Source organism: Pseudomonas sp. BF-B-26 (genome assembly GCF_019956495.1).
Taxonomy (GTDB): domain Bacteria; phylum Pseudomonadota; class Gammaproteobacteria; order Pseudomonadales; family Pseudomonadaceae; genus Aquipseudomonas.
Map to the genome: position 1 here is coordinate 14895 of NZ_JAHBDP010000081.1, position 13183 is coordinate 28077.

Here is a 13183-nt window from a genome sequence, read left to right on the forward strand (position 1 = left end):
GTAGGAGCAAAGCTTGCTCGCGATAGCGTTTTCGAGATCGCCATCGCCAGCAAGCTGTGCTCCTACAAGGGACGGCGTCGCAAAGCTGTATAGCGCTTCATTCCTCGCAAAAATAGTGGCTCCGCTTCCGGCGGCTGACGACTAGGGTGTATTGACCCTCAGCTCTCAGGATTCGCCATGCACCCGTACTTTTCCCTGCAAGGCCGCACCGCCCTGGTGACCGGCGGCACCCGTGGTATCGGCAAAATGATCGCCAAGGCTTATGTCGAGGCCGGCGCCACCGTGTACGTCTGCGCCCGGGATGCCGAAGCCTGTCAGCAAACGGCTGATGAATTGAGCGCATTCGGTCGTTGCCACGCAGTGGCGGCCAACCTGGCCACCGAAGAAGGCGTGCTTCAACTGGCTACGCGACTGGGCGAACAGATCACTCATCTGGATATTCTGGTGAACAATGCCGGCACCACGTGGGGCGCGCCGCTGGAGAGCTACCCAGTCAAGGGCTGGGAAAAGGTCATGCAGCTGAACGTGACCTCGGTGTTCAACTGCATTCAGCAGTTTTTGCCACTGCTGCGCAACGCCGGTTCGGCAGCGAATCCTGCGCGAATTATCAATATCGGTTCAGTGGCGGGCATTTCGTCCTTCGGCGAGCAGGCTTATGCCTACGGGCCGAGTAAAGCGGCCCTGCATCAACTGTCGCGGATTCTCGCGCGGGAGCTGGTGAGCCAGCACATCAACGTCAACGTCATCGCGCCGGGGCGTTTTCCGAGCAAGATGACTCAGCACATCGGCAATGATGAGCAGGCGCTGGCCGACGACACGGCGTTGATTCCAATGAAACGCTGGGGCCGGGAGGAAGAGATGGCGGCGCTGGCGATCAGTCTGGCGAGTACGGCTGGGGCGTATATGACTGGGAATATTATTCCTTTGGATGGTGGGTTCAGCCTTTAATCCGTGGTGCGGCCTTCGCGAGCAAGCCCGCTCCCACACTGGATCTCCTGTGGCCGCGCCATTTGTGGCCAGCATCAATCCAGTGTGGGAGCGGGCTTGCTCGCGAAGGCGACCTGTCAGTCACCGCAGACCCGAGGATCAATCGGGTATCATGCCCACCCTCACCCCGCCTCGACCCCAGACCATGACCTACAGCGTTTCCCCCATCGGCTTCGTGCGCTCCTGTTTCAAGGAGAAGTTCGCCATTCCGCGCCAGCCACAACTGGCCCCGGCCGCTCGCGGCGTGCTGGAACTGGTGGCGCCGTTCGATCAGGGCGATGCGGTGCAAGGTCTGGAACAGGTCAGCCACGTGTGGCTGCTGTTCCTGTTTCACCAGGCCCTGGAAGAAAAGCCACGACTGAAAGTGCGCCCTCCTCGTCTCGGCGGTAACAAATCCATGGGTGTGTTCGCCACCCGCGCGACGCATCGACCCAATGGCATCGGCCAATCCGTGGTGAAGCTGGACAAGGTTGAAGCCAATCGCCTGTGGATATCCGGCATTGACCTGCTGGACGGCACGCCGATTCTCGACATCAAACCCTACGTACCTTACGCCGATATCATCGATACAGCCTCCAACCGCATCGCCAGCGCTGCGCCGCAGCTGATTCCCGTGCAGTGGGCGGATTCAGCGCTGCAACAGGCTCACGGCCATGCTCAGCGCCTCGAAGAACCGTTAGTGGAGCTGATCGAGCAATGTCTGGCACAAGACCCACGTCCGGCGTACCAGATTCCTACACCCGAACGGGAATACGGCGCGCAGTTCTGGGACCTGGATGTGCGATGGCATTACCCCACGCCTGACCTGATCCGCGTTCTCGAAGTCATTCCCGCGAACGTCTGAACGCCAATAACGAAAAAGCCCGCGCTGCCTTTACAGGCAACGCGGGCTTTTTTTGGTCACCACCAAACCAATGTGGGAGCGAGCCTGCTCGCAATGGCGGCGTAACATTCAACGATGACGTTGACTGACGGTCCGCTATCGCGAGCAGGCTCACTCCCACAGGCAGAGCAGTGCAGCGGCTTATTACTTCTCGACGAACGCTCGCTCGATCAGGTAATCACCCGGCTCGCGCATCCGCGGCGACACTTTCAGGCCGAAGCTGTTCAACACTTCGCTGGTCTCGTCGAGCATGCTCGGGCTGCCGCACAGCATGGCGCGGTCGTCTTGCGGGTTGATCGGTGGCAGACCGATGTCGCTGAACAGCTTGCCGCTACGCATCAGGTCGGTCAGGCGACCTTCGTTCTCGAACGGCTCGCGGGTGACGGTCGGGTAGTAGATCAACTTGTCACGCAGGGCCTCGCCGAAGAACTCGTTCTGCGGCAAGTGCTCGGTGATGAACTCGCGGTAAGCGACTTCGTTGACGTAACGTACGCCGTGGCACAGGATCACTTTTTCGAAACGCTCGTAGGTTTCCGGGTCCTGGATGACGCTCATGAACGGCGCCAGACCGGTACCGGTGCTGAGCAGGTACAAATGTTTGCCAGGCTTCAAGTCATCCAGCACCAGCGTGCCGGTAGGCTTCTTGCTGATGATGATCTCGTCGCCTTCCTTCAGATGCTGCAGCTGGGAAGTCAGCGGGCCATCAGGCACCTTGATGCTGAAGAACTCGAGATGCTCTTCCCAGTTCGGGCTGGCAATCGAGTAAGCGCGCATGAGCGGCCGGCCGTTGGGCTGTTGCAGGCCGATCATCACGAACTGACCGTTCTCGAAGCGCAGGCCCGGATCACGGGTGCACTTGAAGCTGAACAGAGTGTCGTTCCAGTGATGAACACTGAGGACACGCTCGTGGTTCATGTTGCTCATGTACGTGGGACTCCTGGAGATTTGGTCTGCGCGTGCTCTGCGCCTGCTCTGCAAAAAATGAGCTGCTGTGCGCAATTGCATCGCATTCTAATGGCAGCGACAATATCTGTTAACTGGATTATTAAGATAAGGGTTATCGGTTATATCGATATGCGATTTACTCTCCGTCAACTTCAAGTATTCGTCGCCGTCGCCCAGCAGGAAAGCGTATCCCGTGCTGCGGGTCTGCTCAACCTCTCGCAATCGGCGGCGAGCACCTCGATCACCGAGCTAGAGCGTCAGTCCAGCTGTCAGCTGTTCGATCGCGCCGGCAAACGGCTGAGCCTCAACGCCCTCGGCAAACAGCTGTTGCCGCAAGCGGTGGCGCTGCTCGACCAGTCCAAAGAAATCGAAGACTTGCTCAATGGCAAGTCAGGATTCGGTTCTCTGGCGGTCGGCGCGACCCTGACCATCGGCAACTACCTGGCCACCTTGCTGATCGGCAGCTTCATGCAGCGCCATCCGGAAAGCCAGGTGAAGCTGCACGTACAGAACACTGCCAACATTGTGCAGCAAGTTGCCCACTATGAAATTGATCTGGGTCTAATCGAAGGCGACTGCAGTCATCCGGACATCGAAGTGCAGAGCTGGGTCGAGGATGAGCTGGTGGTGTTCTGTGCGCCCCAGCATCCACTGGCCAAGCGCGGCACAGCGACCATGGAAGAGCTGACCCACGAGGCCTGGATTCTGCGGGAACAGGGCTCCGGCACGCGACTGACCTTTGACCAGGCCATGCGTCACCATCGCAGCTCGCTGAATATCCGGCTGGAACTGGAACACACCGAAGCGATCAAGCGTGCGGTGGAGTCCGGGTTGGGGATTGGCTGCATTTCTCGCCTGGCACTGCGCGATGCATTCCGTCGCGGCAGCCTGGTGCCGGTGGAGACGCCAGATCTGGACCTGGCGCGGCAGTTCTATTTCATCTGGCACAAACAGAAATATCAGACGTCGGCGATGCGTGAATTCCTCGACCTGTGCCGCGCTTTCACCGCTGGGGTTCAGCGCAGCGACGAGATCGTTCTGCCCACCATCGCTTAGAGCAGGATGACCGCCCAGACCAGCGCGATCATGCTCAAGGCTACGAGCTGAGCGGCGCTGCCCATGTCCTTGGCGTTCTTGGACAATGGGTGCAATTCAAGGGAAATACGGTCGATGGCCGCTTCCACCGCCGAATTGAGCAATTCGACAATCAACGCCAACAGGCAGACTGCAATCAGCAACGCCTGCTCGACGCGACTGACGTTCAGGAAGAACGACAGCGGGATCAATATGACGTTGAGCAGCACCAGTTGCCGAAAGGCCGCTTCGCCGGTGAAGGCTGCGCGCAGACCGTCCAGCGAATAACCGGAAGCGTTGAGGATGCGTTTGAGGCCGGTTTGGCCTTTGAAAGGTGACATAAAGTAGGCAACTGACCAAAAAGGAAGTGGGAAAGCTAGATTAAGCACAGTCAAAAAAGCGTGAACGCGTCGCGCCTGGTTAGTTCGAAATTGACTCAAGTTGTTGCAGAAGCAACGCCGCCTGGGTCCGGGTCCGCACATTCAGCTTGCGAAAAATCGCCGTCACGTGGGCCTTGATCGTCGCTTCGGAAACGCTCAGCTCGTAGGCAATCTGCTTGTTCAATAAGCCTTCACAGACCATGGTCAGAACACGAAACTGCTGCGGCGTCAGGCTCGCAAGGCCCTCGCTGGCGGCCTTGGCTTCGGCGGAAACGCTGACCGCCTCAAACGCCTGGGGCGGCCAGAACACATCACCATCGAGCACCGCGCGTACGGCTTTCTGGATGACGCTCAGATCACTGGATTTTGGGATGAAGCCGCTGGCGCCGAATTCACGGGACTTCACCATGATCGAGGCTTCTTCCTGGGCCGATACCATGACCACCGGAATCTGCGGATACTGACCGCGCAACAGCACTAGCCCTGAAAAACCGTAGGCCCCCGGCATGTTCAGGTCCAGCAGCACCAGATCCCAGTCGGACTTCTCGTCCAGACGGGTTTCCAGCTCGGCAATGCTTGCCACTTCCACCAGACGGACTTCCGGGCCCAGGCCCAGGGTCAACGCTTGATGCAGGGCGCTACGAAAAAGAGGGTGGTCATCGGCAATCAGGATTTCGTATGTGGCCATTTTTCAAATGATCCTGTTTTTCAAACAACTCGAGGTACAGCCACGGAGCTGTACCAACAGGGCACGTTCAACGCCAATCACGTGGCTATCCACGTAAAGAATACGGCGTATCAAACTTTGGCCGCGCCCTAATCGGCGCCAAGCATGCCCAGCGAAGCCGGGGTGGTCAAGGTGCATGGCCAGTACAGTTCTTTGCAGTATGGGCGACAATCAGCGCGTGACAGGTGCGCCGTTTTACACAAAAGGCATCAGTTCGGCGTGTGCCGGTGTTGAAACATCCATTTCAAGCTGATGTTTGGCATCAAGGTAATGTTGGCTGAACACGTCAAAATAAGCGTCCAGTGCCGACGCTGCCTCGGTATCACCCGCCAGATCGAGACACAGCGCCGCCACTTCGGCTGTGCATAAATGCTCGCTGCGGGTCGATCGACGCAACCTGTACCGCGACAACTTCTCGGGCAACAGGCTCAGGATCGGCAGCCGATCAAAGTAGGGGCTTTTGCGGAAAATCTTCCGGGCTTCTGTCCAGGTGGCATCCAGCAGAATGAACAGCGGACGCTTCGAACTATCGGCATCAACGCTGTTTGTGACACGCTCGGGTTCGACGTACTCACCCGGAAACACCAGGTACGGCTGCCATTGCGGATCGGCCAGCAGCGCCCGCAGTTGCTCATCAACTTCCGTACGCGACCAGATGAACGCATGGTTGTCGCGCACCACATCGGCGATCAGCCAACCGGTGTTGCTCGGTTTGAACACTTCCTTGTTGGTCATGATCAGGCACACGCCAGAGCGGGCCTCCACCTGCGGGCGCCAGGCGCACAGGCAGTGGCTCTCGATCACACGGCAGGCTCGGCAACGCGGCGCCCTCCAGCCTCGGGCCTGAATCGGCTTGATGCCCTCTTCCTCTCGCTCATCGCGCAAGCGGGCTACTGCGTTTGCAGCAAAGCGTGGGATTGCAGGGTTCATCGCAGGCAACGCCGGCAGGGGAAGAAAATCGACACGAAAAACACTCGGCAGGGCAGAAAGTGGCGGCAGTTTATCAGAGCAGCCGGCGCAAGCCTGTACCGTCCAGGCCTCGTCCCCTATAATTCGCCGCCACTGAACGCACAGTCATGTGACGGGTCGAACCACCAGTCACTGAACCAGGAGAGTTTCATGCTGCGCCTTATCGTTCCCACCGCTGCCATTTTGCTGGCGTCGTCCTTCAGCGCTCAGGCTGCTTCCTTGAGTGAGCAGAATCTCAACAGAGAGCTGCGAAACGTCGCCATACAAAGCAGTGTTGGTACTCCACGGGCGATCAACGAAGACATTCTTGATCAGGGCTACACCGTCGAAGGCAACACGCTGATCAACCATTTGAGCGTGCAAAGCAGCCACGCCAACAAGATGCGTGCCGACCCGAAAGCCGTGTATTTCCAGCTTGGCGCCTCTGTATGCAACAACCCATCGTTCCGCAAACTGATGGCCAAGGGCGCGGTCATGCGTTACGACTTCACTGAGGTGAAGACCAACCGCTCAGTCGGCTCCGCCAGTTATCAGGAATCGGACTGCCCGAAAGCGGCTCCGACCAAGAAGAAGTAATCAACGGGAATTGGCGCGCCGCTGTTCATCCTCGGCGCGCAGTTCTGCCAACAGCGCTTGCAAATAACGCGAGCGTCGGTCGGCACCCTCCAAACGCCGGCAGCACTCTTCTTCGAGACTCAAATGATTAGCCTCGGCGGATGATTTCAGTAATCGATACAGTTGCGTATCGATCTCCAGAATAACTCTGGCCATACCTTCCCGCCTCCCTGCACCTCGCCCTTACTTGAGCGATAAATTCCTTGAACCGCTTGTAACGTGCGTCCTGCCTTTGACGCAAAGTTGTCGTGTCGTGCCTGTAATTTAGTAAATCAGACTGTCGGACTCTCGCCTTGCGTTCAGACGAGCGGTGAAAGCACCTTGCAAATCGACAATAAGCGGTTGCCAGGAAAGACTTTGCAGCGCAATGATCAAGTCAGCGAAAAACGCTATGACGGTCTAGATTCATAGTGTTCACGTTTACATTTCCGGGCAGGAAAGGGGCTGCCCATTGCGCGTCTTGTTGTGCGAATGTTTCCTTCATCCAAGGGAAAAACAGAGCCTGTATGGAAGGAGAAGTTGATGCCTTACCAACCGAATGACCTCCTGAGCCGTCATTTTGAAGAAAGCGGCCACGACCTCATCAGCAAGGTCGAAGAGCAACTCAACCTGGTTTCACCCAACAGTCCGAACATCCCGATCTACCGCGACATGATCCTGACCGTGCTACGCATGGCCCAGGAAGATCACAACCGCTGGAATGCCAAGATCACCCTGCAAACCCTACGCGAACTGGAACATGCTTTCCGTGTGCTGGAACAGTTCAAGGGGCGGCGCAAAGTCACCGTTTTCGGCTCTGCCCGAACGCCGATAGAACATCCGCTGTACGGTCTGGCCCGAGAGCTAGGCGCGGCGCTGGCGCGCTCAGACCTGATGGTCATCACCGGTGCCGGTGGTGGCATCATGGCGGCTGCTCACGAAGGTGCTGGCCTGGCACACAGCTTGGGATTCAATATCACCCTGCCCTTCGAGCAGCATGCCAATCCCACCGTGAATGGCACCACCAACCTGCTGCCTTTCCACTTCTTCTTCACCCGCAAGCTGTTCTTCGTCAAGGAAGCCGATGCGCTGGTCCTGTGCCCTGGCGGTTTCGGTACCCTGGATGAAGCGCTGGAAGTATTGACATTGATCCAGACTGGCAAAAGCCCGCTGGTGCCCGTGATATTGCTGGACGCTCCCGGCGGCAAGTTCTGGCAAGGCGCATTGGACTTCATTCACCATCAACTGGAGGAAAATCGCTACATCCTGCCGACCGATATGAAACTCGTCAGTCTGGTCTACAGCGTGGAAGAAGCTGTGGAGCAGATCAACCAGTTCTACAGCAACTTCCACTCCAGCCGCTGGCTCAAGCATCAATTCGTGATCCGTATGAATCACAAGCTCAGCGACCAGGCGCTCGAACACATGCAGGAGGCATTTGCCGACCTGTGTCTGAGCGATCATTTCCATCAACATGCTTACAGCGGAGAGGAACACGACGAACCGCAGTTCAGCCACCTGGCGCGACTCGCTTTCACCTTCAACGCCCGTGATCATGGACGCCTGCGGGAACTGGTGGACTACATCAACCTGCCAGAAAACCTGGCGCAATCCCAACCCCAGGCGCAACAGCGCTCGCGGGAACCATCCAAGGTTACGTAAGCAAAAAAAAACGGCCCGCTATCGAAATAGCGAGCCGTTTCAGTCAATCGTCCATCCCTCGACCGCTGAACAAGCGGCTGATCATTTCCATGGAATATCCCCGATAACTCAGGAACCTGCCTTGTTTGGCACGTTCCCGGGCGTCTATCGGTAAATGCCCGGAAAACTTTCGCCGCCAGGTGTCTTCCAGTTGCTCCTGCCAGTTGATACCGCTCTCGCGTAAAGCAAGTTCGATGTCGGTACGTTGCAGGCCGCGCTGGCTCAACTCTTCGCGAATACGCAAAGGGCCATAACCGGAACGGGAACGGTAGGAAACAAAGCTTTCGAGATAACGGGATTCGGACAGCAGGCCTTCTTCCGTCAAGCGGTCGAGTGCCGTGTCGATCATTTCAGGGAGGGCGCCGCGTTGACGCAGTTTACGCGTCAACTCGACTCGACCGTGCTCGCGTCGCGCGAGCAGGTCCATTGCGGTTCGCCGCACCGCGACGAGTGTATCGAGTACGGCGGTCATCGGATCAATCAGATATCAGCGTCAGCCAGGTCATCAGCAGTCTCTTTGACTGGCGATGCTTTAACGTCCGGCGCTGGAGTCAGCAACTTGTCGCGCAGTTGCTTCTCGAGCTTGGCGGCGATTTCCGGATTGTCTGCCAGGAACTTCGCCGAGTTAGCCTTGCCCTGACCGATCTTGGTGCCTTCATAGGCATACCAGGCGCCGGACTTTTCAACGAAACCGTGCAGCACGCCCAGGTCGATCATCTCACCGTTGAGGTAGATGCCCTTGCCGTAAAGAATCTGGAACTCAGCCTGACGGAACGGCGAAGCCACTTTGTTCTTCACAACCTTGACGCGGGTTTCGCTACCGACGACTTCATCACCTTCTTTCACCGCGCCAGTACGGCGGATGTCCAGACGAACCGAAGCGTAGAACTTCAGCGCGTTACCACCGGTGGTGGTTTCCGGGCTGCCGAACATCACACCGATTTTCATACGGATCTGGTTGATGAAGATAACCAGGCAGTTGGCGTTCTTGATGTTACCGGTGATTTTACGCAGCGCCTGGGACATCAGACGGGCTTGCAGGCCCACGTGCATGTCACCCATTTCGCCTTCGATTTCAGCCTTTGGAACCAGAGCCGCCACGGAGTCGACGATGATCACGTCAACCGCATTGGAACGCACCAGCATGTCGGTGATTTCCAGGGCTTGCTCGCCGGTGTCCGGCTGCGAAACCAGCAGGTCGTCGACGTTGACGCCCAGTTTGCCGGCGTATTCAGGGTCAAGGGCGTGTTCAGCATCGACGAAGGCACAGGTCGCGCCGGCTTTTTGAGCCTGGGCGATCACCGACAGTGTCAGCGTGGTTTTACCGGAGGATTCAGGACCGTAGATTTCAACGATACGACCTTTTGGCAGACCGCCAATGCCGAGCGCGATGTCCAGACCCAGAGAGCCAGTGGAGATAGCCGGGATCGCCTGACGGTCCTGATCGCCCATACGCATTACGGCACCCTTGCCGAATTGACGTTCGATCTGACCCAGGGCCGCAGCCAAGGCTTTCTTCTTGTTGTCGTCCATTAAAGTCCTCACGTAATCAATAAGGCCTGACGGCCAACACCTGTATAAGTAGCCAGTATTATTCCACAGCGTTTCAGGATCGCCTACCCCTGATTTGAGATTTCTCCAGCGGTATGGCGCAGCAGCCCCTCTAGCGCGGCCTTGACCGTTTGTCGGCGGACCTCGTCGCGGTTTCCGGGGAAGTGCCGGACCTCACTGAACACCGCCTCCCCGACGCCCCAGGCTAGCCAGACGGTGCCCACCGGTTTGCTCGCGGTACCGCCGTCCGGCCCTGCAACACCGCTGACCGCGACGGCAAAATGTGCAAGACTTTTCTCCTGCGCGCCTCGGACCATGGCCTCGACGACCTCGCGACTGACCGCTCCCACCGTCTTGAACAACGCCTCGGGCACATTCAGTTGCAAGATTTTTTGACGGTTGGAGTACGTCACGTAACCAGCCTCAAACCACGCCGAACTCCCCGGAACCCGGGTGATCGCCTCGCTGATCCCGCCGCCGGTGCAGGACTCTGCGGCGGTGACGTGGGCATTGAGAGCCTGCAAACGCCTGCCAAGTTCAGCGGCCAGTTGGGTGATTTCTTTCACGGTCATCTCCTGAGCAAGCGGAATGAGAACTACCGTACACGAGCGTAACGCGCTTGCAAGGCGCAGGATCGATCAAAATGTTAACGAGCGAGGGCTCTGATATAAGCCTGACAGGCCTGCAAGGCGATCAATCCGCGATCCCCGGCGTCGGTGATGGCGATAATTCGCTGAGCATGCGCAGGGTCAAGTCGGGCGCGCGCGATTCCATGATCCACGCGGCTGGCTCCGGAGGTGGTTGGCACTGCACAGACAGAGGCCGCGTCACGGGCATCGAGGAGGACTGACAGGCGCACATCAGCAGTGGCAAGACGATCGCGCAGGCGACCTTGATCACGTTGGGCATCGCTAAGCGCTCGGTAATGGGTTTGTTCGCTGGTCGAAAGACGCTGCTCCAGGGCCAGACGCTTGTCCTGCTCGGTCTGTTGCCGGGTTGCGGCGGCCAGCGTCAGTTGATTCAGTGCCTCGGCGTGCACTCTGGACTGTTCCGCCAGTTGCCGGCCATAACGCCAATCCTGAAAGCGCCAGGCCAGCGCCGCCGAGCCGCCGGCCAACACAGCCAGAAACACAACAACGCCAATGATGCGGTAAGGCACCGGGATCAAACCGAAGGCTGGCATAACACCGCCCTCGCCCGTGCCCAGAGTTGCAAGCGATCCTGCAAACCGTTCAGGCCGCCGTTGATGCGACGGGTGATGCTGTTGAACTGGTCGCGGTCGGCCAGTTCATTGAAGCCATTTTGCTCCCAGAACCACGCGGCTGACTCGGCGGCCCATTGCGGTTGTTCCAGTAGTTCCGGCAAAAACAGTAAACGATCATCACCGAATAGCCCGAGGCTGCATTGACGGTAGTTGTTGCGCCCGGTGATCTGGATCAGTCCACGGCCTCGGTACTTCTGGCCGTCACCGTCCGCCTTTGGAGTGTTGCCCAAACGAGCCGCAAGGGTGCCAGTGTCATATTTGCTCAGGTATTGGTCATTGCCCACTTCACGCACGTACTGCAATTGTCCAGATTCATGGCCGACTTGGGCGAGGAAAGCGGCGATGCGTTTGAGGGAATTGATATTGCGGTGGGCCATGGCGCTGTTGAGGGCGGAAATGAAAACGCCCGCTTGAGAGCGGGCGTTGGGGAAAATTTGTTGCAACTGCGTTGAAGTAAGAGACATGGTTCATGTTCCATTTGCCGTTTTTTTAAACCAGACCGGCGCCAGGGGTTTGCTGAAGTCTTTTGGAAAGTTGGCTAGCGAGGGCCAGTCGCGCAGATCCTGCCGGTAATCCAACAGCTCATCATATTGATCGCTGCTCAAAGTCAACGGAGTGCCGGCAGCTTGCTCATCGCGATCACGGTCGACCAGCCATTGGCTGGCGGCCAGTTCCTGGTTCCGCCAGGCTCGGGCTACTGTGGCTGGTTCAGGTTCTGCCTCCGGATCGTCTTCCAGCATGGCGAGCAATGGCACACCACCACTCGCCAACCATTGCTGGTATTCATCCCAGAAACGGTGATGCCGAGGCACGGTTGCTCCGTCAGGCAGACGAATGACAGTGGCCGGGTCTTTAGTGAGTTGATAGTGCATAGGGAAAACCTCCTTAAAGTTCGGCATCGGCAGTGGCGTGAATGTAATAAGTCTGAGTAACCAGCCCAATATCGGAGTTATCTACCCAGATGCCGCGAGTCGACACCCCAAAAGGTCGAGCATTAGCCGATGAAACGTCATCGCTCCCCGAACGCCATTGCCCAGCGACTCCCTTCGAAGTAGTGGCAAACAAACTGAGACTTGGAATAGTTCTCTTCTCAACCTTGAAAGTCCACTGAGCCATGGGCTGTGAAGCAAACCCCGTCTGGCCCTGTCTCACGGTGGACAACAGTGCACCGTAGGGACCTGTCACGCTTCCAGGCGGCAGATCCTGGCTATAGGTTTTTTCGTAATAACGCTGGCACAACATCAACTCATCGCCAGGACTACGGAGTTCGAACGGCGTCGACACCCGCCCCTCTTCCAACTGGATCTGTGCCAGGTCTATCACCTGCAAAACATTCAAAGGCAGGTCGAAGGAGAGCCGCAGAAAGTCATTGCCGCTACTTCCCAACGTTTTGCCTGCCAGGGACGGTATTTGAATCGTCGCGCTGTATCGGGTCCAGGAAGTTTTGAGTTGAAAGCTGCCAACCGGCGTCACTGTATCCACACTACCGCCCGCTCCGAAATACTGCGCGACAGTCACATTGATCTGACGCGCCGTGTCGGCTTTGGCCCAGAACGTCAGCGTCGCGGTTTTCCCCGCCAAGGTCCTGACCGACTCGATTGCCTGGGAAATTTTATGCACGCTGGCGCCAACGCCCGCGGTGATTTGCTGCCAACGCATAAAGTAACGGGGTTCATTGGGCACCTCGCCCTGCCCCAGCGCAAAGCTCTGCCGGGAAATATTCACCCCGGCGTTTCCGTTCCAGTCGCAACGAAAACGGTCAGCGATATAGGCACCGGTGTAAGGCCCCAAGTTGACCGCGCCGCGCTGCCAGATATCGAAATTGCCGTTAATCATCAGATTCTTGCGATAAACCTGCACCGGAAAATTCTGTTGCGGGTCGAGTTTGGCCAACTCTTTAATGGCCAGGCTCAGTTGATCCGTTTGATTCTCGGAAGGCATCAGCCCCGCGGCGGTGATGGCGTTGAGAATTTCCTGGGTGACGCTATTACCCCAGCTGGCTGGAATCAGGGAGCCGGGAGTTCCTGCTATCGGATTTTCATCGGCAAATCTACCGTTGACCAGTCCTGCACTGGGGACGCTTTTTGGATAGTCCATTTGACCTACTC

Annotated in this window: 17 protein-coding genes; 5 read left to right on the forward strand and 12 right to left on the reverse strand. The window is 57.7% G+C overall.

Features of this window, described 5'->3' with window-relative positions; translation table 11 throughout:
- The first annotated feature begins 177 nt into the window (after positions 1-177).
- On the forward strand, positions 178-948 hold the full coding sequence (locus KGB03_RS17860; protein ID WP_218536310.1) for an SDR family oxidoreductase: 771 nt from the start codon (positions 178-180) through the stop codon (positions 946-948).
- A gap of 184 nt (positions 949-1132) precedes the next feature.
- Positions 1133-1831, forward strand: coding sequence for a tRNA (N6-threonylcarbamoyladenosine(37)-N6)-methyltransferase TrmO (gene tsaA / locus KGB03_RS17865; protein WP_218536524.1), 699 nt, complete (start codon positions 1133-1135; stop codon positions 1829-1831).
- A 183-nt stretch (positions 1832-2014) separates the two neighbouring features.
- On the opposite strand, the gene fpr is transcribed toward tsaA, so the two are convergent.
- Complete coding sequence (gene fpr, locus KGB03_RS17870; protein ID WP_003443014.1) at positions 2015-2794, reverse strand: ferredoxin-NADP reductase; 780 nt, start codon at positions 2792-2794, stop codon at positions 2015-2017.
- A gap of 150 nt (positions 2795-2944) precedes the next feature.
- Here fpr and KGB03_RS17875 point away from each other — a divergent pair, with 150 nt between their 5' ends.
- Positions 2945-3871, forward strand: coding sequence for a LysR family transcriptional regulator (locus KGB03_RS17875; RefSeq protein WP_008153977.1), 927 nt, complete (start codon positions 2945-2947; stop codon positions 3869-3871).
- Here the strand turns inward: KGB03_RS17875 and KGB03_RS17880 are convergent.
- The 3 genes from KGB03_RS17880 to KGB03_RS17890 all read right to left on the reverse strand — a co-directional run bounded on the left by KGB03_RS17880 (position 3868) and on the right by KGB03_RS17890 (position 5926).
- The gene (locus tag KGB03_RS17880; RefSeq protein WP_008153979.1) at positions 3868-4230 is read right to left on the reverse strand and encodes a diacylglycerol kinase; all 363 of its coding nucleotides are present in this window, start codon (positions 4228-4230) and stop codon (positions 3868-3870) included. The genes KGB03_RS17875 and KGB03_RS17880 overlap by 4 nt on opposite strands.
- A 79-nt stretch (positions 4231-4309) precedes the next feature.
- Positions 4310-4957 (reverse strand): response regulator transcription factor ErdR, encoded by a 648-nt coding sequence (erdR, locus tag KGB03_RS17885; protein ID WP_033053926.1) that lies wholly within the window; start codon positions 4955-4957, stop codon positions 4310-4312.
- A gap of 234 nt (positions 4958-5191) precedes the next feature.
- Positions 5192-5926, reverse strand: a complete 735-nt coding sequence (locus KGB03_RS17890; protein ID WP_223527949.1) for a tRNA-uridine aminocarboxypropyltransferase — start codon at positions 5924-5926, stop codon at positions 5192-5194.
- Between the two features lie 189 nt (positions 5927-6115).
- Here KGB03_RS17890 and KGB03_RS17895 point away from each other — a divergent pair, with 189 nt between their 5' ends.
- Complete coding sequence (locus tag KGB03_RS17895; protein ID WP_111450982.1) at positions 6116-6541, forward strand: PA3611 family quorum-sensing-regulated virulence factor; 426 nt, start codon at positions 6116-6118, stop codon at positions 6539-6541.
- Here KGB03_RS17895 and KGB03_RS17900 read toward each other — a convergent pair whose 3' ends face one another.
- A complete protein-coding gene (locus KGB03_RS17900) occupies positions 6542-6736 on the reverse strand; it encodes a hypothetical protein (RefSeq protein WP_192406438.1) in 195 nt (64 codons plus the stop codon).
- A 366-nt stretch (positions 6737-7102) separates the two neighbouring features.
- Between KGB03_RS17900 and KGB03_RS17905 the strand changes: the two genes are divergently transcribed.
- A complete protein-coding gene (locus KGB03_RS17905) occupies positions 7103-8221 on the forward strand; it encodes a TIGR00730 family Rossman fold protein (RefSeq protein WP_111450984.1) in 1119 nt (372 codons plus the stop codon).
- Between the two features lie 43 nt (positions 8222-8264).
- Here KGB03_RS17905 and recX read toward each other — a convergent pair whose 3' ends face one another.
- From recX to KGB03_RS17940, 7 genes are all read right to left on the reverse strand, one after another.
- Entirely contained in the window at positions 8265-8732 is a 468-nt protein-coding gene (gene recX / locus KGB03_RS17910) for a recombination regulator RecX (protein ID WP_046046277.1), read from the reverse strand.
- A gap of 8 nt (positions 8733-8740) precedes the next feature.
- Positions 8741-9793 carry a recombinase RecA gene (recA, locus tag KGB03_RS17915; RefSeq protein WP_007907270.1) on the reverse strand — a complete coding sequence of 351 codons (1053 nt, stop codon included), beginning with the start codon at positions 9791-9793 and terminating at the stop codon, positions 8741-8743.
- 83 nt (positions 9794-9876) lie between these two features.
- Positions 9877-10377 (reverse strand): CinA family protein, encoded by a 501-nt coding sequence (locus tag KGB03_RS17920; protein ID WP_223527952.1) that lies wholly within the window; start codon positions 10375-10377, stop codon positions 9877-9879.
- 80 nt (positions 10378-10457) lie between these two features.
- A complete protein-coding gene (locus KGB03_RS17925) occupies positions 10458-10994 on the reverse strand; it encodes a lysis system i-spanin subunit Rz (RefSeq protein WP_223527955.1) in 537 nt (178 codons plus the stop codon).
- Positions 10976-11539 carry a glycoside hydrolase family 19 protein gene (locus KGB03_RS17930; RefSeq protein WP_223527958.1) on the reverse strand — a complete coding sequence of 188 codons (564 nt, stop codon included), beginning with the start codon at positions 11537-11539 and terminating at the stop codon, positions 10976-10978. The genes KGB03_RS17925 and KGB03_RS17930 overlap by 19 nt, the downstream gene beginning before the upstream one ends.
- A 3-nt stretch (positions 11540-11542) precedes the next feature.
- Positions 11543-11947: a phage tail assembly chaperone gene (locus KGB03_RS17935; RefSeq protein ID WP_223527961.1), complete on the reverse strand. Its 405-nt coding sequence runs from the start codon at positions 11945-11947 to the stop codon at positions 11543-11545.
- A 13-nt stretch (positions 11948-11960) separates the two neighbouring features.
- The gene (locus KGB03_RS17940) at positions 11961-13172 is read right to left on the reverse strand and encodes a carbohydrate-binding protein CenC (RefSeq protein ID WP_223527965.1); all 1212 of its coding nucleotides are present in this window, start codon (positions 13170-13172) and stop codon (positions 11961-11963) included.
- Positions 13173-13183 lie beyond the last annotated feature (11 nt).